The 19,428-nt window shown below is 62.3% G+C and carries 16 protein-coding genes; 10 read left to right on the top strand and 6 right to left on the bottom strand.

Going from position 1 to position 19,428, the window contains the following annotated elements; translation table 11 throughout:
- Positions 1-11: 11 nt before the first annotated feature.
- Positions 12-863 carry a DUF1989 domain-containing protein gene (locus tag HX855_RS03395; protein ID WP_177084923.1) on the top strand — a complete coding sequence of 284 codons (852 nt, stop codon included), beginning with the start codon at positions 12-14 and terminating at the stop codon, positions 861-863.
- Between the two features lie 130 nt (positions 864-993).
- Positions 994-2,388, top strand: a complete 1,395-nt coding sequence (locus tag HX855_RS03390; RefSeq protein WP_177084922.1) for a hypothetical protein — start codon at positions 994-996, stop codon at positions 2,386-2,388.
- A gap of 3 nt (positions 2,389-2,391) precedes the next feature.
- On the opposite strand, the gene HX855_RS03385 is transcribed toward HX855_RS03390, so the two are convergent.
- From HX855_RS03385 to HX855_RS03370, 4 genes are read right to left on the bottom strand one after another with little or no spacing between them, the layout of a single operon-like run.
- Positions 2,392-3,369, bottom strand: coding sequence for an ABC transporter permease (locus tag HX855_RS03385; RefSeq protein ID WP_177084921.1), 978 nt, complete (start codon positions 3,367-3,369; stop codon positions 2,392-2,394).
- The gene (locus tag HX855_RS03380) at positions 3,366-4,358 is read right to left on the bottom strand and encodes an ABC transporter permease (protein ID WP_177084920.1); all 993 of its coding nucleotides are present in this window, start codon (positions 4,356-4,358) and stop codon (positions 3,366-3,368) included. Before HX855_RS03380 ends, HX855_RS03385 begins: the two co-directional genes overlap by 4 nt.
- A complete protein-coding gene (locus HX855_RS03375; RefSeq protein ID WP_177084919.1) occupies positions 4,345-5,889 on the bottom strand; it encodes a sugar ABC transporter ATP-binding protein in 1,545 nt (514 codons plus the stop codon). Before HX855_RS03375 ends, HX855_RS03380 begins: the two co-directional genes overlap by 14 nt.
- Complete coding sequence (locus tag HX855_RS03370) at positions 5,889-6,875, bottom strand: sugar ABC transporter substrate-binding protein (protein ID WP_177084918.1); 987 nt, start codon at positions 6,873-6,875, stop codon at positions 5,889-5,891. Before HX855_RS03370 ends, HX855_RS03375 begins: the two co-directional genes overlap by 1 nt.
- A gap of 265 nt (positions 6,876-7,140) precedes the next feature.
- On the opposite strand from HX855_RS03370, the gene HX855_RS03365 reads away from it, so the two are divergent.
- The 5 genes from HX855_RS03365 to HX855_RS03345 all read left to right on the top strand — a co-directional run bounded on the left by HX855_RS03365 (position 7,141) and on the right by HX855_RS03345 (position 14,099).
- Positions 7,141-7,527 carry a cupin domain-containing protein gene (locus HX855_RS03365; protein WP_177084917.1) on the top strand — a complete coding sequence of 129 codons (387 nt, stop codon included), beginning with the start codon at positions 7,141-7,143 and terminating at the stop codon, positions 7,525-7,527.
- 87 nt (positions 7,528-7,614) lie between these two features.
- Positions 7,615-8,025, top strand: coding sequence for a DUF3757 domain-containing protein (locus tag HX855_RS03360; RefSeq protein WP_177084915.1), 411 nt, complete (start codon positions 7,615-7,617; stop codon positions 8,023-8,025).
- 225 nt (positions 8,026-8,250) lie between these two features.
- Positions 8,251-9,492 (top strand): multidrug efflux RND transporter periplasmic adaptor subunit MexE, encoded by a 1,242-nt coding sequence (gene mexE, locus HX855_RS03355; RefSeq protein WP_177084913.1) that lies wholly within the window; start codon positions 8,251-8,253, stop codon positions 9,490-9,492.
- 15 nt (positions 9,493-9,507) lie between these two features.
- Positions 9,508-12,687: an efflux RND transporter permease subunit gene (locus tag HX855_RS03350; RefSeq protein WP_177084911.1), complete on the top strand. Its 3,180-nt coding sequence runs from the start codon at positions 9,508-9,510 to the stop codon at positions 12,685-12,687.
- Positions 12,684-14,099, top strand: coding sequence for an efflux transporter outer membrane subunit (locus HX855_RS03345; protein ID WP_177084909.1), 1,416 nt, complete (start codon positions 12,684-12,686; stop codon positions 14,097-14,099). Before HX855_RS03350 ends, HX855_RS03345 begins: the two co-directional genes overlap by 4 nt.
- Before the next feature lie 128 nt (positions 14,100-14,227).
- Here the strand turns inward: HX855_RS03345 and HX855_RS03340 are convergent, their stop codons facing one another.
- Together HX855_RS03340 and HX855_RS03335 are read right to left on the bottom strand one after the other, a co-directional pair.
- A complete protein-coding gene (locus HX855_RS03340) occupies positions 14,228-14,842 on the bottom strand; it encodes a hypothetical protein (RefSeq protein WP_177084907.1) in 615 nt (204 codons plus the stop codon).
- On the bottom strand, positions 14,839-15,855 hold the full coding sequence (locus HX855_RS03335) for an AraC family transcriptional regulator (protein ID WP_177084905.1): 1,017 nt from the start codon (positions 15,853-15,855) through the stop codon (positions 14,839-14,841). The genes HX855_RS03340 and HX855_RS03335 overlap by 4 nt, the downstream gene beginning before the upstream one ends.
- Before the next feature lie 168 nt (positions 15,856-16,023).
- On the opposite strand from HX855_RS03335, the gene efeU reads away from it, so the two are divergent.
- From efeU to efeB, 3 genes are read left to right on the top strand one after another with little or no spacing between them, the layout of a single operon-like run.
- Positions 16,024-16,872, top strand: coding sequence for an iron uptake transporter permease EfeU (efeU, locus tag HX855_RS03330; RefSeq protein ID WP_026078249.1), 849 nt, complete (start codon positions 16,024-16,026; stop codon positions 16,870-16,872).
- 10 nt (positions 16,873-16,882) lie between these two features.
- Positions 16,883-18,085: an iron uptake system protein EfeO gene (efeO, locus tag HX855_RS03325; protein WP_177084903.1), complete on the top strand. Its 1,203-nt coding sequence runs from the start codon at positions 16,883-16,885 to the stop codon at positions 18,083-18,085.
- A gap of 14 nt (positions 18,086-18,099) precedes the next feature.
- On the top strand, positions 18,100-19,407 hold the full coding sequence (gene efeB / locus HX855_RS03320) for an iron uptake transporter deferrochelatase/peroxidase subunit (protein WP_177084901.1): 1,308 nt from the start codon (positions 18,100-18,102) through the stop codon (positions 19,405-19,407).
- The last annotated feature ends 21 nt before the right edge of the window (positions 19,408-19,428 follow it).

The raw sequence follows: 19,428 nt of genomic DNA, 5'->3' as shown, positions 1-19,428 counted from the left end.
GAGGACCCACCATGTACAAGGACTACCCAGCGGCCTACCAAGTCAGCAAAGGCGCCGCCTTGCAGGTCGATAAAGCTTTCTATGACCGCGTGCGCGAGTCCCGGGACGGCCGCACCCTGATCGAACAATTCGAAGTGCCGATCCGCACCGGCCGCGCCTGGAAAGTACCCGCCGGCCATGTGTTCCGCGTGACCACCCCGGTGGGCCCGCAGGTCGGCGACTTCAACGTGTGGAGCGCCAACGACCCCCGCGAACGCATGTGGGCCTCGCGCACCCGCCAACTCCAGGGCGCCCACGTCACCACCTACGACCGCCTGTGGTCGAACCTGCCCTTTCTGCGGCCGATGGTCACCATCACCGACGACAGCCTGGCCGACTACGGCATCGACGAACACGGCGGGCGCCTGCACGACCTGCTGGGCACGCGCTGCGACCCTTACGTGAACAAGATGCTCACCGGCGAAGACTTCCATCACCACTGCCACTCCAACCTGACCCGCGCCGTGCTGCCCCACGGCCTGACCGAGTTCGACGTGCACGACGTGCTGAACATCTTCCAGTGCACCGGCCTCAACCACGACGACATGTATTTCATGAAAGCCTGCCCGGCGAAGCAGGGCGACTACCTGGAGTTCTTTGCCGAAATCGACCTGCTGTGCGCCCTCTCCACCTGCCCCGGCGGTGACTTGTCGCTGCCGATGTGGGGGCCGGACGCCGAAGACCCGCTGAAGGTCTGCCGGCCACTGGGGGTTGAAATCTACCGCCTCGACGACGCGCTGCTGGAGGGCTGGAAACAGCCTGAACGCGCCGCCTACAACGGCAACCACGGCCTGTTGATTCCCAAGGCCGACTGGGAGAAATAAGCGCCACAAAGAAAATAGGCCCCCGGGAGCGCTTGCCCCGGGTGTCTTGCCCTCACTCCCCCCTCAAGAACCGCCCCAGCCAGCCGAAAACCTTTGTTCATCGAGATTTCGTCTATCGCAAGGAAGGTTCATGAAACGCATCGCGGTTGTTGTCGCCCTTGGCCTGCTCAGTGGTTGCAGCCTTCAGCCCTCAAGCACCGTCAGCCATGGCCAGGCACTCTTTGGCGACATGCTCAAACAGCCGCCGCTGGCGGATTCGGTCATGCGCGATGGCGACCAACTGAGCTACCAGGCGCACATCGTGTCAGCCAAAACCGCAACCACCCCGGATATTGCGCAGATTCGGGCCTCGTGCAGCGCGCCGGCGGCAAACCTGCTGTTCATCGAGTCTCCCGGCACCCTGACCGCCAACGGTCAGCCCGAACGGTTCACGGTGATGCGCGACCTGACGGCGGCGGTGGTCGTTAATCTGCAACAGAACCCCGGTTTTATCGAAGCCTGTGCCCGCACGCCCCGGCCGGACTGGCGCGTGGTCAGAGGGGCAGCGAATGAGCGCTGGCTGTTGATCGACCGTGCCAGCCTGAAATCCACCGGTGATCAGTTGCAGTTCTGGGGCGCGTTCGACGAGCCGCACATTCTGATCAACAAGCAAAAGAAGATGCCTTACGTCCAGCAGCGCATGCGTTTGCAGGCCAGTTGCAGTCGCCAGAGCTATCGCACCCTCGCCACCTTCGGGCTCACGACCGACAATCTGGTGACGTTCGGCCAGACGCAAACAGCGCCCCAGGACCAACCGTTCAGCGCCGCCGACGCCGATACCCAGGCCCTCTTGAACGCCGCCTGTACGCCCTCAACGGCACTCGAGCAGCTACCGGTTGCAACGTCCCGCACCCAGGTCCCCCTGACCGTAACGCCGCCCGCCATCCCGGCGCCGGTGCTCGACGCCATCACCGCACTGGGCCTGCCCAACGCCAACAAGCCCTTGCATCACCTGGTGCAGGGCAGCGAATTCGGCGTCGGCAACGTGCAATCCGAGTTGTTCATTGAACCGGATACCCGCAGCGCACAGGTGCGTGTTCGTGAAGTCGGCAAATACTACACCACCCAAAAAGTGATGTTTCGCGGGCTGTTCAATCTGAATTACCAGGCCGAATCCAAAAGGGATGGCCTGACTATCTCGTACGCCAGCAACGTCGAAGCGCTCAGCTTCACGGGTGACTGGAAACAGATGCCGGTGGGCGCCACCCTGGGCTTCAGTCTGAAAGAGCTGAACCGCAATACCGCCGAAGAAGACCGGGTACTGCCGCGTACCGATTCCTGCGTGGTCAAGCGCGAACTGCCGGCCAGCAAGATCAACGCAGACCTGAGTGGCTCCGCCAAGGAGCTGAGCTGTACCAGCACCGGCGCAAAACTCATCACCACCAGCACGGTGGTTTACCTGCAGGACTATGGCTACTTCTTTACCAGCAAGAACGACCTTGGCGGCCTGGTCAAAACCAGCATGACCCTGCTCAGGGCTGAATAAACCCTAGGCCCGCTGGGCCATCCTTCGGCTCACGAAGCTGAAGGCCAGCACCACAAAAATCAGCACGCCCGTGGCCACCTGCTGCCAGTAGAAATTCCAGCCGATCAGCAGCAGGCCATTGGCGATCACGTTGATAAACAACACCCCCAGCAGCGTGCCCGGGATATTCGCCCGGCCCTGGCGATTCAGCGTGGTGCCGATAAACACCGCGCCGATCGCGTTCAGCAGGAACGCATTGCCCGACAACGGCACATACGCGCTCACCGTCGAACTGAGCAGAATCCCCGCCACCGCGCACGCCAGCGCCGCCGCCAGCACCGTGGTGGTGACGATGCGCCGCACCGACAGCCCCGAGTAGTACGCCAGCAGCGGCTGGGTGCCCTGGGCCAGCAGTTCGCGCCCCAGGCGCCCACGGGCCAGTAACAGGCCGTAGACCAGCGCCAACACCAGCACGATCAATAACGGCAACGGCACACCCAGCGGGCTGAAGCTCGCCAGTTCCGGTTTGACACCCTGGGCGATGTAGATGGGTTGGCCACCGTCCGAGAGCAATTGTTGGGCGCTGGTGCCGATAAACAAGGTGCCCAGGGTGGCGAGGAACGGGCTGATCCGCAGCCCGGCAATCAACCCGGCATTGAACAGCCCCACCAGCAACCCGGCCGCCAACGCACCGCCCACTGCGATGCCCAACCCGTGCCCGGCATTCAGCAGCACCACAAAGCTGAAGCTGGCGAAATCCAGCGCCGTGCCCACCGACAAATCAATGCCGCCGGCCGCCACGGCGTAGGTCATGCCGATGGCCACAATCGCCAGCAGCACGAAGTTATTCAGCACCAGGCTTTTCAGGTTGCCACCACTGAGAAACCCCGGTGCCTGCCAGGCGAACACCACCACGATGGCGACAAAGACCAGCGGCAACGTGAAGGGCAATAACACACGCCACCCGCCGCCCTGCGCTTGCAGCGTTGAAACCCCACTCATGAATGCTCTCCCCGGTTCAATGCACTGGACGCCGCGACCACCAGCAGAATCAACAGCCCCTGCACACCGTTGACCCAGAAACTCGACAGGTTGAGCAACTGAAACCCGTTGATCAAAAAGCCGATCAACAAGGTCGCCAGCAAGGTGCCGGGAATACTCGCCACCAGCCGCCGGGAAAACACCACCCCGAGAAACGCGATGGCCACCACCGACAGCAGCATGTCGCCGGAGCCGGTGGTGCTGCCGCTGAAAAACGCCGCTGAACACACCGCCGCCAGCGCCGCACACAGCCCCGACAGTAAATAGCTGGAAAGTACGTAGGCCGGCACTCGAATCCCGGCAGCCTCGGCGGCATGGGGATACTCGCCGACCGCATGCAGGCGCAAGCCATAGGCGGTGTGCTGAATCAACAGCGTCAGTACAAAGGCCGTCACCAGCAACACCCACGCGAGTGCCGGCACGGCCAGCCAGGTGCCGCCGCTGAGCACATCGAGCAACGGTGAGTCGGTGGACACCACGGTGTTTTCGGTCAGCACCAGCTCCAGCCCGGCCAGTACATTCATGCTGGCCAGGGTTGCGAGCAACGGTGGCAGGCGCAGCACCACCACGGCCAGGCCGTTGAGCAGCCCCACCGCCAGGCCACAGCCCAAGGTGAGCAGCAGGCTCGCCCACAGTTCAAGGCCGGCGTTGTTGAGTCGGCTGAACACCGCCGCGCACAACCCAAGATTCGCCGCCAGCGACAGGTCGAGCCCGCCGGCCACCACGTTGGAGCCGCCGCCGATAATCACGCAGGTCAGGCCAAAGGCAAGCACGCCCAGAATGGCCGACTGGCTGAACACATTGGCGATATTGCCCACCGACAGGAAGTTCGGCGCGGCAACCGCAAACCCCAACAGGATCGCGAGGAATACGCCCACCGAACCACGCCGCAATAGCAGCACCCACAACCGCTGAGACAAGCCCGGGGCCGCCGTTTCAAGCAGGGACATGCGCCACCTCCCGTTTCACCGGCACAGATACCTTGGGTTGCACCGCACCCGTGGCACACGCCAACAGTTGATCACTGTCTGCCTCGCCGGCCTGGAATTGGCCGGCGATCTCGCCGCGATGCAACACCACAATGCGGTCGCAAATTCCCAGCAGTTCGGGCAGGTCCGACGACAACACCAGCACCGCCGCGCCCTCTTCCACCAGGCGCCCGATCAGGCGATAAATCTCGACTTTGGCGCCCACATCCACCCCCACGCAGGGCTCGTCCAGCAGGTACACCGCCGAGCGCCGGCTCAGCCATTTGCCCAGGGCCACCTTCTGCTGGTTGCCCCCGCTGAGCTGGCTGACGGCGGCGTGCGGGCCGGGGGCCTTGATCGCCAACGCCTCGATCAGCCGCACGCTTTCGGCCTGTTCCTGGCGCTTGCTCAGCAACCCCCAACGGCTGAAGCGCTCAAGCCCGGCCAGGGTGAGGTTTTCCAGCACCGAGAGCAGCGGCGCAATCCCCTGGCTGCGACGTTCTTCCGGCACCAGGGCAACCCCTTGGGCGATGGCCTCACCGGGCGAACGCAGGCGTAACAAACGGCCGTCAAGGTGGACGCTGCCGCTGTCGGCCCGCACCACGCCAAACAGGGTCTTGAGCAGGTCCTTGGCGCCCGACCCGACCAGCCCGGTCAGGCCAACGATTTCGCCCCGGCGCAGTTCCAGGTCGATCTGGCGGTAACGCCGGGCCAGGCTCAGCCCGCGCACCTGCAACAATGGCTCGCCGAGTTCGACCTGAGCCTTGGGGTACATGTCCTGCACCTCGCGATTGACCATCAGCCGCGCAATCTGCGCGCTGGAGGTATGGCGTGGCTCCACCACCGCCACATCACGGCCGTTGCGCAACACCGTCACCTCGTCACACAGGCTGTCGATTTCCTGCAAATAGTGGGAGATGTAGAGGATCGACAAACCCTGGTCCCGCAGGCGCTTGACGATCCGCAGCAACTGGTCGACCTCACGCTTGACCAGGGCCACGCTGGGCTCGTCGAACACCAGGATCTTCGGCTTGCGGATCAGTGCACGGGTGATTTGCAGCACCTGGCGTTCAGCGCTGTTCAACTCACCCACCAGCGCACCGGCCGGCAGTTGCAGTTCAAAATATTCCGCCAGCAGGCGCTCGGCTTCGCGCTGTTGCCGGCGCCGGTCCACAAACGGACCTCGGCGTAACTCATGCCCGAAGAACAGCGCCTCGCCCACGGTAAAACTCGCGGGCAACAGCCGCTCCTGGTGAATGAACTGCACACCCAGCGCGTCCACCTGGCGCGGCGCCAACGCGGCATACGGCTGGCCGTCAATGCTCACCTGCCCCGCATCCGCCTTGTGGATGCCCGCCAGGACCTTGATCAGGGTCGACTTGCCGGCACCGTTCTCGCCCACCAGGCCGTGAATGGTGCCGCGCTCGACTTTCAGGCTCGCATCATCCAGCGCCAGGGTGGCGCCGAAACGCTTGCGCAGATGCTGCAGGTGCAACGCCGGGGCCGCTGCCATCAGTCACCCCGCAGTTGCTGAACCTGCGCCAGGTTGGCGGCGGTGGTCAGCAGCGTGGGTACGTGGGTTTCCTTGGGCAGGTCGCGCTGCCCGGCCAGGTAACGGGCCACGTTCTGCACGGCGGTCTTGCCGATCAGCGCCGGTTGCTGGGCCACCACCGCGCCTACCGGCGAATTGGCCTGGCCCAGCAGCTCCAGCACTTCCGGCGTGCCGTCCACGCCGTAGGTCTTGATCTCGGTGCGCTTGGCATCGATCAGCGCCTTGCTCGCTCCCAGCTGCGGAATGTCCCACGCGGCCCAGATCGCCGAGACGCTGCCGGCCGGGTACTTGTTGAGCAACGCCGACACCTGGGAATAGGCATCCTGCACCGTGTTGGGGATCACATCCCGAAGCTCCGGCTGGATGATTTCCAGTTGCGGGTGATCCTTGAGCGCCAGCTTCAACTGGTCGTAGCGAATCGCGCACACGGGCACACCGTAGAAGCCGTTGAACACCAGGATCTTGCCCTTGCCACCGGCGTCCTTGATCAACTGGTCGGCCAGGGCCTTGCCGGTGGCAACGTTATCGGAGGTGGTGTTGTTGAGGCTGTACTGCGACGGCGCATCAATGGTGAACAGCGGAATGCCGGCCTTGCTGATGCGCTTGAGCCACGGGTCGATCACGCTGAGAGTGCCGAGGGTCTGGATCACCGCGTCGGGTTTCTGGGTGACCACGGTTTGCAATTGAGTCACCAGGTTCTTGTCATTGCGCCCCGCGTCGAGGGTGATGGGCGTGCCACCGAGGCGCTTGATCTCGTCGACCTGGGCCTGGAACGCCTTGATATCGAAGTAGTGACTGGTGCCGGTCATGCTCACGGCAATGCGCTTGCCGGCCAGGGACGGCACCGCGTCGTCGCCCTCCGCGGCCAGGGACACAGCGGCGTGGCCCAGCAACAGCGCTGCGCCAAGCCAGATAAAACGTGAACGCGAGAAAAAAGTGCAAGGCATACAGGGCTCCGCGAAGCGACGGGTGAAAGGGTTCACCTGTGCATTGCAGAGCCCATGCCATAAATAAATATCAATCGAATCAATCAGATGAAAACAGCCGTCGGCCGTGCGCTGTCCCGCGTAAACCACAACTGCCCGATTGCTGTTGCCCAGCCAACAGTTGCGTCCACACCACGGCGTTGCGCGCTGCACGATCATTCAATATCCGGCGGGACCGTTGCGCCTAACTTAGGGCCCTGGCCTATTGAAACCCTGGAACCTCCAAATGCCTGCCACCTCCACCTCGACGAATTACGCACCGATCAACTTCGCGCAAAAATACACCCTGTTCAGCGAGCAATGGGCGCAAAAGGTCGTCGCGCAAATGAACGACTACCAGTTCAAGTTGGTGAAGATTGAAGGTGACTTCATCTGGCACGACCATGCCGACACCGATGAAACCTTTATTGTCCTGGAAGGCACGCTGCGCATCGATTTTCGCGATGGCGCCGTGACGATCAGGCAAGGGGAAATGTACGTGGTACCCAAAGGCGTCGAGCACAAGCCCCACGCATTGGGTGAGGTCAAGTTGCTGTTGATCGAGCCCTGCGGCGTGCTGAACACCGGTGCCGAAGGTGGCGAGCGCACCGCGATCAACGACGTGTGGATTTAACAGCGCCCGGCGCTGCCTGTTTGGGCTAGTCTTCAGATCACGTGGCATGCAGCCAACGCCTATTTCGCCCGATCAGGAGCACCCGTGATGAATAGGGAGTTCAAGAAGACCTCAGCCCTCGTGATGACCCTGATGGCGTTGGCTGGCAACGCCTATGCAGCCACCGGAGCGTGCCCGGCCAGCAACGCCATTAACGACGCGTTCAAAAAAACCGCTACCGGGGAAGTCGTTGTCTATGCGGCCACCGGCCCCGGCGGCCTGCAATGGACCGGGCAAAACCCGATGACGGAGCAGACGGACCTGCACCAGGTGCAGTTTGAAAAGGCGGTGATCCAGGGTAACAAGGGCCAGCCCTCGGTGGCGTGCCACTACCTGGACCAGAACCATGAACCGGTGAGCATGACCCTGAAAAACCAGGCCAATGCCAAGCCGGTGGGCAGCGCCTGGACCGGAAACGAATGCAAAGCGACCAACCCGGCGCTGTGCACGTTTGAATAGCACGCCCGCAGGACAGTTTAAGGGCCGTGCTGTTCCTTGCATTCTGCGCAACAGTCCTTTGTCATCAATCGTATTGATAGCTCCCTAACGAAAGCCCCATGCTAGAGGGCTTGCTTTACGCTTATATCATTCCGAATGATAGTTACCTTTGTTTCATTCGATTCGTGAGATAGCACCTCGCCGAGCATGATCCGCCCATCTTAAATACATTGGCGGATGTACCTCATGGAACAGTCACTCAAACATTTGCGCTTTCCCCTGGCCATTTTGGCCGTGGTGGTAATGAGCGCCTGCGGCAAGGCACCGGAACAAGCTGCCGCCATGCCACCGAGCCACGTCAGCGTGGCCAAGGTGCTGGAACAACCGGTCAACGAGTGGGACGAGTTCACCGGCCGCCTCGAAGCGCCGGAAACCGTGCAGATTCGTCCGCGGGTGTCGGGCCAGATCGATCAGGTCGCCTTCACTGAAGGCGCGCTGGTGAAGAAAGGCGACCTGCTGTTCCAGATCGACCCTCGTCCGTTCCAGGCTGAAGTGCGCCGCCTCGAAGCACAGCTCGCGCAAACCAAAGCCGCCGCCACCCGCAGCGATAACGAAGCCCAGCGCGGCGAACGCCTGCGCCAGAGCAATGCGATCTCCGCCGAACTGGCCGACTCGCGCACCACCGCCGCCCAGGAAGCCCACGCCACTGTCGCGGGTATCCAGGCGCAGTTGGACCTGGCCAAGCTGAACCTGAGCTTCACCCGCGTCACTTCGCCTATCAGCGGCCGTGTCAGCCGTGCCGAGATCACCGCCGGCAACCTGGTGACCGCCGACGTCACCCCGCTGACCAGCGTGGTGTCCACCGACAAGGTCTACGCCTACTTCGACGCCGATGAGCGTGTGTACCTCAAGTACACCGAACTCGCACGCCAGGGTCGCCGTGGTGCTACCACCCCGGTGTACCTGGGCCTGTCCAATGAAGACGGCAACCCGCACCTGGGCCAGATGAACTTCGTCGACAACCAGGTCAACCCGGCCACCGGCACCATCCGTGGTCGTGCCGTGTTCGATAACAGCAAGGGCGAATACACCCCTGGCCTGTATGCCCGCCTGAAGCTGGTGGGCAGCGGCACCTACTCCGCCGTGCTGATCAACGACGAGGCCGTGGGCACTGACCTGGGCAAGAAGTTCGTGCTGGTGATGGACGGCGACAAGCCGGCCTACCGCGCCGTGGAACTGGGGCCGAAGATCGAAGGCTTGCGCATCGTGCGCAGCGGCCTGAACAAGGACGACACGATCATCGTCAAGGGCTTGCAGCGCGTTCGCCCGGGATCGCCGGTTGCTGCTGAAACCATCCCGATGGCCAGCAAGGAAACCCTCGCCGCCTTGGCACAACAACGACAAGCGCTTGAAGCCAGCAACCTGGAGCAAGTGGCGCCGGATAAAGCCGCGCCCAAGCTCGCAGCCGTCGCGACTCCACGCGGTTAAGGGACACAACTCAAGATGAATTTTTCCAAGTTCTTCATTTCGCGGCCGATCTTCGCAGCGGTGCTCTCGCTGCTGATCCTGATCGCCGGCGCGATCTCGCTGTTCCAGCTGCCGATCAGCGAATACCCGGAAGTGGTACCGCCAACGGTAGTGGTACGCGCCAACTTCCCGGGCGCCAACCCCAAGGTCATCGGCGAAACTGTCGCCGCGCCCCTGGAGCAAGCGATCACCGGCGTCGAGAACATGCTGTACATGTCCTCGCAGTCGACCGCCGACGGCAAGCTGACCCTGACCATCACCTTCGCCCTGGGCACCGACCTGGACAACGCGCAGGTGCAGGTACAGAACCGTGTCACCCGCACGCAGCCCAAACTGCCTGAGGAAGTGACGCGCATCGGTATTACCGTGGACAAGGCCTCCCCCGACCTGACCATGGTTGTGCACTTGACCTCCCCGGACAAGCGTTACGACATGCTCTACCTGTCCAACTACGCCTTGCTCAATGTGAAGGATGAGCTGGCACGCCTGGGCGGCGTGGGTGACGTGCAACTGTTCGGCATGGGCGACTACTCCCTGCGTGTGTGGCTGGACCCGAACAAAACCGCTTCGCGCAACCTGACCGCCACCGATGTGGTGACTGCGATTCGCGAGCAGAACCGTCAAGTGGCCGCCGGTGCCCTGGGTGCGCAACCTGCACCGAATGCCACCAGCTTCCAGTTGTCGGTGAACACCCAGGGCCGCCTGGTCACTGAGGAAGAGTTCGAGAACATCGTTATTCGCGCAGGCGACAACGGTGAAATCACCCGCCTCAAAGACATTGCACGGGTTGAGCTGGGTTCCAGCCAATACGCCCTGCGTTCGCTGCTCAACAACCAACCTGCGGTGGCGATCCCGATCTTCCAGCGCCCGGGTTCCAACGCGATCCAGATCTCCAACGAAGTACGCGACAAGATGGCGGAGCTGAAAAAGAGCTTCCCGGAAGGCATGGACTTCAGCATCGTCTATGACCCGACCATCTTCGTGCGGGGCTCCATCGAGGCGGTGGTACATACGCTGTTCGAAGCCCTGATCCTCGTGGTGCTGGTGGTGATCCTGTTCCTGCAAACCTGGCGCGCCTCGATCATTCCGTTGGTGGCGGTGCCGGTATCGTTGATCGGTACGTTTGCGGTGATGCACCTGTTTGGCTTCTCGCTCAACGCGCTGTCGCTGTTCGGCCTGGTACTCGCCATTGGTATCGTGGTGGACGACGCCATCGTGGTGGTGGAGAACGTCGAGCGGAACATTGAATTGGGACTGGAACCGTTCCAGGCCACCGAAAAAGCCATGAGCGAAGTGACCGGCCCGATCATCGCGACCGCGTTGGTGCTGTGTGCGGTGTTCATTCCAGCGGCCTTTATCAGCGGCTTGACCGGGCAGTTCTACAAGCAGTTCGCCTTGACCATTGCGATTTCGACGGTGATTTCGGCGTTCAACTCGCTGACCTTGTCGCCGGCACTGGCAGCGGTGTTGCTTAAAGGTCACAACGCACCGAAAGACGCCTTCTCGCGGTTCCTCGACAAGTTGCTGGGTGGCTGGTTGTTCAAACCGTTCAACCGCTTCTTCGACAAGGCCAGCCATGGTTACGTCGGTACCGTACGCCGGGTGATTCGCGGCAGTGGTATTGCACTGTTCCTGTACGCCGGCCTGATGGTCCTGACCTGGCTGGGCTTTGCCCACACGCCGACCGGTTTCGTACCGGCCCAGGACAAGCAATACCTGGTGGCCTTCGCCCAATTGCCGGACGCCGCGAGCCTGGACCGCACCGAAGACGTGATCAAGCGCATGTCCGACATCGCGCTGAAACAGCCAGGCGTGGACAGCGCCGTCGCGTTCCCCGGCCTGTCGATCAACGGGTTCACCAACAGCCCGAACAGCGGCATCGTGTTCGTGACCTTGAAGCCGTTCGATGAGCGTAAAGACCCAAGCATGTCGGCCGGCGCGATTGCCGGCGCACTGAACGGCAAGTACGCCGGCATCCAGGAAGCCTACATGGCGATCTTCCCGCCGCCGCCGGTACAGGGCCTGGGGACGATCGGCGGGTTCCGCCTGCAGATCGAAGACCGTGGCAACCTGGGGTATGAGGAGCTGTACAAAGAAGTGCAGAACATCATCACCAAGAGCCGCACCACCCCTGAGTTGTTCGGCCTGTTCACCAGCTACACGGTCAACGTGCCCCAGGTCGATGCTGCCATCGACCGCGAAAAGGCCAAGACCCACGGCGTGGCGATCAGCGACATCTTCGACACCCTGCAGATCTACCTGGGTTCGTTGTATGCCAACGACTTCAACCGCTTCGGCCGGACCTATCAGGTCAACGTGCAGGCTGACCAGCAGTTCCGCCTGGAAGAAGACCAGATCGGCCAGCTGAAAGTGCGTAACAACAAAGGCGAGATGATCCCCCTGGCGACCTTTATCAAGGTCAGCGACACCTCGGGCCCGGACCGCGTGATGCACTACAACGGCTTTATCACCGCCGAGATCAACGGCAACGCCGCACCGGGCTACAGCTCCGGCCAGGCCCAGGCGGCGATTGAAAAACTGCTGAAAGACGAACTGCCCAACGGCATGACCTACGAGTGGACTGACCTGACGTATCAGCAAATCCTCTCGGGCAACACCGCGCTGTTCGTGTTCCCGCTCTGCGTACTGCTGGCGTTCCTGGTACTGGCCGCCCAATACGAAAGCTGGAGCCTGCCACTGGCGGTGATCCTGATCGTACCGATGACGCTGCTGTCGGCCATCACCGGGGTGATTATCTCCGGCGGCGACAACAACATCTTTACCCAGATCGGCTTGATCGTACTGGTGGGGCTTGCCTGTAAGAACGCGATTCTGATCGTCGAGTTTGCCAAGGATAAACAGAAGGAAGGCCTCGACCCGCTGGCGGCGGTATTGGAAGCCTGCCGTCTGCGTCTGCGGCCGATCCTGATGACCTCGTTCGCCTTCATCATGGGTGTGGTGCCTCTGGTGTTGTCCAGCGGTGCCGGTGCCGAGATGCGTCATGCCATGGGCGTGGCGGTGTTCTCCGGGATGATCGGCGTGACCTTCTTCGGTCTGCTGCTGACGCCAGTGTTCTATGTACTGATCCGCCGGTTTGTTGAACGCGGTGAGGCCCGTAAAGCGGCCAAGGCCTTGAAGCTGGAGACACAGCAATGAGCGTGAAAGTATTTTTGCCGAGCTTGCTGGTACTGGCGCTGAGCGCCTGTGCCGTGGGCCCGGACTATAAAACCCAGCCACTGGAGGCGGCCAATGTCACGGCCGCCGCCGACGCCAAGCAGTACGACCACGCGAAGTACGAAGGCATCTGGTGGCAGCAGTTCGACGACCCGACCCTCAACCAGTTGGTGACGCAATCCCTGAACGGCAACCGAGACCTGCGGGTGGCCTTTGCCCGCCTGCGGGCGGCCCGGGCGATTCGTGACGACGCCGCCAACGACGTGATGCCGGTGATCACCAGCCGCGTCAGCAGCGACGTGGGCAAAGGCCAGGTTCCCGGCCAGACCACCAACCGCGTCAACAGCGAGCGGTATGACCTGGGCCTGGACATGGCCTGGGAAGTGGATTTGTTCGGGCGCATCCGCCGCAACCTGGAAGCCAGCGACGCTGACCAACAGGCGGCCGAAGCCGATCTGTATCAGCTGCAAGTCACCATGATTGCCGAGCTGGTGGACGCTTACGGTCAACTGCGGGGCGCGCAACTGCGCGAGAAAATCGCCGTTGCCAACCTGAAGAACCAGGAAGATTCACGGGGCATCACCGTCAGCCTGCGGGATGCCGGTGTGGGCGATCAGCTCGACGTGGTGCGTGCCGATGCGCGTCTGGCCGCGGTAGAGGCCAGCGTGCCGCAACTGCAGGCCGAGGAAGTGCGCGAGCGTAATCGCATCGCTACCCTGCTCGGCGAGCGCCCGGACAAGTTGACCGTGGACCTGAGCCCGAAAGACTTGCCGGCGATTGCCAAGGCCTTGCCGATTGGTGACCCGGGGCAACTGCTGCAGCGTCGCCCGGACATTCTCAGTGCCGAGCGTAAGTTGGCAGCGGCCACCGCGCGGATTGGCGTGGCCAAGGCTGATCTGTTTCCACGGGTGAGCCTCAGCGGCTTCCTCGGCTTTACCGCCGGGCGTGGTTCGCAGATTGGTTCGGCGGCGGCGAATGCCTGGTCGCTGGGCCCGAGCATCACCTGGGCAGCGTTTGACCTGGGCAGTGTGCGGGCGCGGTTGCGGGGTGCGGATGCCGAGGCTGACGGTGCCCTGGCGACCTATGAGCAGCAGGTGTTGCTGGCGCTGGAAGAATCGGAAAATGCCTTCAGTGATTACGGCAAACGCCAGCAGCGCCTGGTCTCACTGATTCGTCAGAGTGAGGCGAGTCGTGCGGCGGCGGATCTGGCAGAGATTCGCTACCGCGAAGGGACAGTGGACTTCCTGGTGTTGCTGGACGCGCAGCGTGAGCGTCTGGCCGCCGAAGATTCCCAGGCCCAGGCCGAAGTGGATCTGTATCGCGGCATCGTGGCGATCTACAAGGCGTTGGGTGGTGGCTGGCAGCCGAGTACCACCATCGCCAGTGCCAAGTGATGTGATCTAAAGAGCTCCTTTGGTTGGTCGCATCCAGCCAATTTTTTGCCCCGCGCCCTCATTCGGTCGCGGGGCTTTTTTTTGCCTGGATCAACGACCAGGAACGGGCGCGTTGATTTTTTCACACACTACTTGGACGGGGTGAAGAGCTGCGGGTGCTTTTCCCGGACCGAACGGGCGAATTGGTCGTCGTGGGCGCGCATCCGAATATTCAGGTCAGACATGCGTTTGTCAGCGATCTCGACGGTTGTCCACTCAAACATTTTGTTGACGGAATAGGTCAGCTCGCCGTCATCGAAAAACGCTTCATACCGACCTTCATCTGTGCCTGGGGCCAGGTGCGCCTGGCGCATCAACGGCACCAGCGTTTTGACCCGCTCGGCATCGGTGGTGTTGAAGCTTATGCCCAGCTGACTGAGCCGGTCGGCCCCATCGAAGTAGGCCCGCACAACGTATATCGGAACATCACCCAGGTTATAGGCGCGGTTCGGTTCAAGTGCCCTGTAGTAAGGCATCGGCGGCTCAAACAGCATGTTCTTTTCCAGTGTCACTGCCGGAAAATGGCGCTGCAGGATCTCGATGACCTGCTGGCGCGGCATGCCCAGGGTGAAATCACCGATACCCATCGCCGACCAGGCGGTCAGCGGGAATAGCGCGCAGCAAAAAAACACAACCCATAATTTTCGCAACAGATATCTCCCTGAAGAGTTAGCAAATGGATAAAGCGAGGCTGCGTGATTCAACTGGCTTCATTGAGAATCAAACTTCGGTAATGCCCGGGGTTTGAGCCCGACCATTTGCGAAACGCCTTGTAGAACGAGCTGGCATCGGCAAACCCCAGGCGGGTGGCGATTTCGGCAAAGCTGATGTCGGCGTCGGCCAGCCACACGATCGCCAGTTCCTTGCGCACGCTGTCCTTGAGGCCTTGGTAGGTCTGCCCTTCTTCCGCCAGGCGCCGGCGCAGGGTTGACGCCGAGATGCACAGGGAGGCCGCCAGGCCTTCGGTTTCCGGCCAGGTGTCGGCGGGCATGTGCCGCAGGTCGGTCTTGATGCGGGTGGCGAGGCTGTCGGGGTCGCGGTATTTGACCAGGATGTTGGCGGGCGCATGGGCCAGGAAGCGCTTGAGCTCTTCCGGGCTGCGCTTGATCGGCAGGTCGAGGCAGTCGGCGGAAAAGATCATCCGGGTGCGGGGCCGGTCGAAGCGCAGGTTGTCAGAGAACATCACCTGGTAGTCGTCGCAAAAGTCCGGTTGCGGGCAGCGCAATTCAATCGCCAGGATCGGGATGCGCCGCCCCGCCAGCCAGCAGGCAACGCCATGGACGATCATCCAGTAGGCGAAATAAGTGAAAGCCCGCTTGGGTTGCGGCTCCGGCTCCCACAAGACGATTTCCGCCAGGCTCTGCTGGTGCACCAGTTGTGCGGGCATGCGCTCGAACATCAGCGACAGAAAGCCCAGGCCGGTTTCCAGCGCCGCAGCCAGGGTCGGTTGGGCCATGGAAGCGCGACACAGGAATTCCAGGCTGCCGGACTTGAGCTTGCGCGGGTCCATGCCGAAAAATTCATCGTCCATGCGCCGCGCCAGCAAGCGCCATAACCGCGCGTAAGCCGTCGCCGGAACACGGGCGTCTGGCTGTTCCAGCAGCGCTGGACTAATCCCGACCTTGATCAATACTTCATCCGTCGCCGCACCCGGCGCGCAGCTCTGCAACAGGGCTTCGCGCACCAGATGGATGGAGATCGTGTCTTTTTCCGACATGGGGAATGGCGCAATCCGGTGGCTGGAACGATGCTGCGCATTCTAGTGGGGGTTGCGGTTTGCCACCACCGTTCAGTCAACGTTCAGTAAAGGTCAATATTCCCTGTTTAGTAATGAGTATCATTATGTTACAACTTAGCATCCTATCTAGTGACGATTCGGTGCCGAATGCTTGTTCCCTTTTTAATCATGCTGCGCGAAGGCATAGAAGCTGCCTTGATCGTTGGCATTATTGCCAGCTATCTCAAGCAAACTGGCCGTGGCCAGTACATGCCCGCAGTGTGGATAGGCGTGTTTCTGGCAGCCGCCCTGGCGCTGCTGGTCGGCGGTGGACTGGAACTGGTCAGTGCCGAATTCCCGCAAAAACAACAGGAACTGTTCGAAGGCATCGTCGGCCTGGTGGCCGTGGGCATTCTCAGCTCCATGGTGTTCTGGATGCGCAAGGTGGCACGTTCCATCAAGCATTCCCTGCATGAATCCCTCGATCACGCCCTGGCCGGTTCCAAACACCAGGTCACCGCGCTGATCGCCATGGTGTTTTTCGCCGTGGCCCGTGAAGGCCTGGAAACCGTGTTCTTCCTGCTGGCGGTGTTCCAGCAGAGCGAAGGCCCTGGTGCACCGATTGGCGCCCTGCTCGGCCTGATCCTGGCGATCATCGTCGGCTTCCTGATCTACACCGGCAGCATGCGCCTGAACCTCGGCGCGTTCTTCCGCTGGACCGGTTTGTTCATCCTGGTGGTGGCCGCCGGCATCCTCGCCAACTCAGTACAAGCCCTGCACGAAGCCGGGGTGTGGAACCACCTGCAAACCGTCTTGTTCGATTTCAGCGCGACGCTGCCGATGGATGGCCCGTTGGGTTCGGTGCTGGCCGGCATGTTCGGCTATCAGGACGCCCCGACGGTCAGCACCCTCGGTGCCTACCTGATTTACCTGGTGGTGGCCCTGGTGATGTTCTTCCTGCCCGCGCCGCCGAGCAAGCCGGCTACCCGTACCACTTCTTCCGTTTCCAGCCAGTAAGGACCGTCTCTTGTCCAACCCAACCCCTCAACCGGCTCCGCCCTCCCGTGCCTTGCGCTGGGCGGTGGGCGGCTCGGTGGTCGTCATGATCGCCGCCGGTGGCCTGTTCTACTACGCCTCCCAACTGGCCGCCTCCAAGCGCCAGGCCAACCACAATGAAATCGCGGTGACCATCCACGCCCACAGCTGTGAGCCAAATGCCCTCACCGTGCCGGCCGGCCACGCCAGTTTCCGTATCATCAACCGCTCGGACCGTGCCGTTGAGTGGGAAATCCTCGACGGCGTGCTGGTAGTCGAAGAGCGTGAAAACATCGCCCCGGGCCTGAGCCAGGTGATCAACGCCAACCTGCTGCCGGGCGACTACCAGATCACCTGCGGCCTGTTGAGCAACCCACGGGGCACCTTGACGGTGACGCCAACGGCCGAGTCCGACGCGCAAGCCAAGGCCAAACCGTCGATGGTGGCGTTTATCGGCCCGTTGTCGGAGTTCCGCGTGTACCTCAGCAGCCAGGGCGGCGCCTTGGTCAAAGCCGTCACCGCGCTCGAGCAGGCCATTGAAGCCGGCGACCTGAGCCAGGCCCAGGCGCTGTACGTGCCGGCCCGCGAGGCTTACCAGCGTCTGGCCCCGGCTTCGCAACGCCTGGCAGAGCTGGACAACGGGATCAACGCCCGCGCCGATTACTTTGAAAAACGCGAACAGGACCCGGACTTCAGCGGCTTCCACCGTCTTGAGTACGGCCTGTTCCAGCAGCGCAACCTCGATGGCCTGGCGCCGATTGCCCAGCGCCTGGTCACCGACGTCACCCGCCTCAAGCAAGAACTGCTGGCCCAGTCGCTGCCGCCGGAGCAACTGGTGAGCATTGTGGTGCGCAACCTCAACACCCTGGCCGACGTACGCGCCGCCAGCGGCGAGGAAGAACGCTACAGCCATATCGACCTCAACGGTTTCGCCGCCAACCTGGACGCCGCCCGCAAGGTGGTCGACCTGATGCGCCCCCTGTTGACCAAGTCTGCCGCGCCGTTGCTGCCGGGCATCGACAGTGCGATCAGCGCCTTCGACGCCGAGCTCAACGGTTTCAAAGTCGATGGCCGCTACGCCACGTATGACAGCGTCACGGCCGATCAGCGCAAGCAGATCGCCGACAAGGCCAAGGCTCTGGCCGTTGCACTCGATGGAATCGACCCCGCCCTTGGCCTTTCCGGCCTGAAGTGAAGACGACCGTAGACATGAGTGATTCAGAACAATTTTCTTCCCAGCGTCGTCGTGTATTGCTGGGCATGGCCGCCACCGGCGCCGCGATTGCCGGCAGCAGCCTGAGCTGCCCGGCGATGGCCGCCAACGCGGCCGCACAAGTCACCACCGCACCCAGCAGTGAAAAGACCCAGGACCATCACGATTACCACGGCAAGCACCAGACCGGTATCGTCACCCCGCGCCCGGCCTGCGGCATGCTGGTGTCGTTCGATGTGCTGGCCAGCGACCGCGAAGACCTGGAGCGGCTGTTCCGCACCCTGAACGAGCGCATCGCGTTCCTGATGACCGGCGGCACCGTGGTGCAGGTCGACCCGAAACTGCCACCCACCGACTCCGGCATCCTCGGCCCGGTGGTAACGCCGGATAACCTGACCATCACCGTCTCGGTGGGCGAGTCGCTGTTCGACGAACGCTTCGGCCTGGCCGCGGCCAAGCCCAAGCGCCTGATCCGCATGGTGGGTTTCCCCAACGATGCGCTGGAACCGGCGCAGTGCCACGGCGACCTGAGCCTGCAGTTCAGTTCCAACACCCCGGATACCAATATCCACGCCCTGCGCGACATCGTGAAAAACCTGCCGGACCTGCTGCTGGTGCGCTGGAAACAGGAAGGCAGCGTGCCGCCCCAGGCCCCTGCCCGCCCCGGCGAGCCGGCACAAAGTGCGCGCAACTTCCTCGGTTTTCGCGACGGTTCGGCCAACCCGAACTCCAACGACAACAAGGCGATGGACCAGATTGTGTGGGTTCAACCCGGCAGCGACGAACCGGCCTGGGCCGCCAATGGCAGCTACCAGGCGGTGCGGATCATCCGCAACTTCGTCGAACGCTGGGACCGCACGCCCCTGCAAGAGCAAGAAAGCATCATTGGCCGGGTCAAGACCAGTGGCGCGCCCATGGATGGCCAGAAAGAAACCCAGGTCCCGGACTACACCAAGGACCCGGAAGGCAAGTTGACCAAGCTCGATGCCCACATCCGCCTGGCCAACCCGCGTACCCCGCAGACCCAGGCCAACCTGATCCTGCGCCGGCCGTTCAACTACTCCAACGGCGTCAATAAAAACGGTCAGCTGGACATGGGGCTGTTGTTTATCTGCTACCAGGCTGACCTGGAGAAAGGCTTTATCAGCGTGCAAACCCGGCTCAACGGCGAGCCCCTGGAGGAATACCTGAAGCCGGTCGGCGGCGGTTATTTCTTCACCTTGCCAGGCGTCACCGGGGCCCAGGATTTCATCGGGCGCACGCTGCTTGATGCGACACATCCACACACCACTGCCAACACCTAAAACACACCCCAGAGCGGAAAT

It is taken from the genome of Pseudomonas sp. IPO3778 (genome assembly GCF_013386825.1).
Taxonomy (GTDB): Bacteria; Pseudomonadota; Gammaproteobacteria; order Pseudomonadales; family Pseudomonadaceae; genus Aquipseudomonas.
The sequence above is the reverse complement of the archived record's forward strand: the minus strand, read 5'-3'. Positions and strand labels throughout refer to the sequence as shown.

Excerpts from the sequence above, each read along its gene's own strand:
- efeB (WP_177084901.1), top strand. The coding sequence starts at position 18,100 with ATGAGTGATTCAGAACAATTTTCTTCCCAGCGTCGTCGTGTATTGCTG.
- HX855_RS03350 (WP_177084911.1), top strand. The coding sequence starts at position 9,508 with ATGAATTTTTCCAAGTTCTTCATTTCGCGGCCGATCTTCGCAGCGGTG.
- HX855_RS03385 (WP_177084921.1), bottom strand. The coding sequence starts at position 3,369 with ATGAGTGGGGTTTCAACGCTGCAAGCGCAGGGCGGCGGGTGGCGTGTG.
- HX855_RS03370 (WP_177084918.1), bottom strand. The coding sequence starts at position 6,875 with ATGCCTTGCACTTTTTTCTCGCGTTCACGTTTTATCTGGCTTGGCGCA.
- HX855_RS03390 (WP_177084922.1), top strand. The coding sequence starts at position 994 with ATGAAACGCATCGCGGTTGTTGTCGCCCTTGGCCTGCTCAGTGGTTGC.
- HX855_RS03360 (WP_177084915.1), top strand. The coding sequence starts at position 7,615 with ATGAATAGGGAGTTCAAGAAGACCTCAGCCCTCGTGATGACCCTGATG.
- HX855_RS03380 (WP_177084920.1), bottom strand. The coding sequence starts at position 4,358 with ATGTCCCTGCTTGAAACGGCGGCCCCGGGCTTGTCTCAGCGGTTGTGG.
- HX855_RS03375 (WP_177084919.1), bottom strand. The coding sequence starts at position 5,889 with ATGGCAGCGGCCCCGGCGTTGCACCTGCAGCATCTGCGCAAGCGTTTC.
- efeU (WP_026078249.1), top strand. The coding sequence starts at position 16,024 with ATGCTTGTTCCCTTTTTAATCATGCTGCGCGAAGGCATAGAAGCTGCC.
- HX855_RS03395 (WP_177084923.1), top strand. The coding sequence starts at position 12 with ATGTACAAGGACTACCCAGCGGCCTACCAAGTCAGCAAAGGCGCCGCC.
- HX855_RS03335 (WP_177084905.1), bottom strand. The coding sequence starts at position 15,855 with ATGTCGGAAAAAGACACGATCTCCATCCATCTGGTGCGCGAAGCCCTG.
- HX855_RS03345 (WP_177084909.1), top strand. The coding sequence starts at position 12,684 with ATGAGCGTGAAAGTATTTTTGCCGAGCTTGCTGGTACTGGCGCTGAGC.
- mexE (WP_177084913.1), top strand. The coding sequence starts at position 8,251 with ATGGAACAGTCACTCAAACATTTGCGCTTTCCCCTGGCCATTTTGGCC.
- HX855_RS03365 (WP_177084917.1), top strand. The coding sequence starts at position 7,141 with ATGCCTGCCACCTCCACCTCGACGAATTACGCACCGATCAACTTCGCG.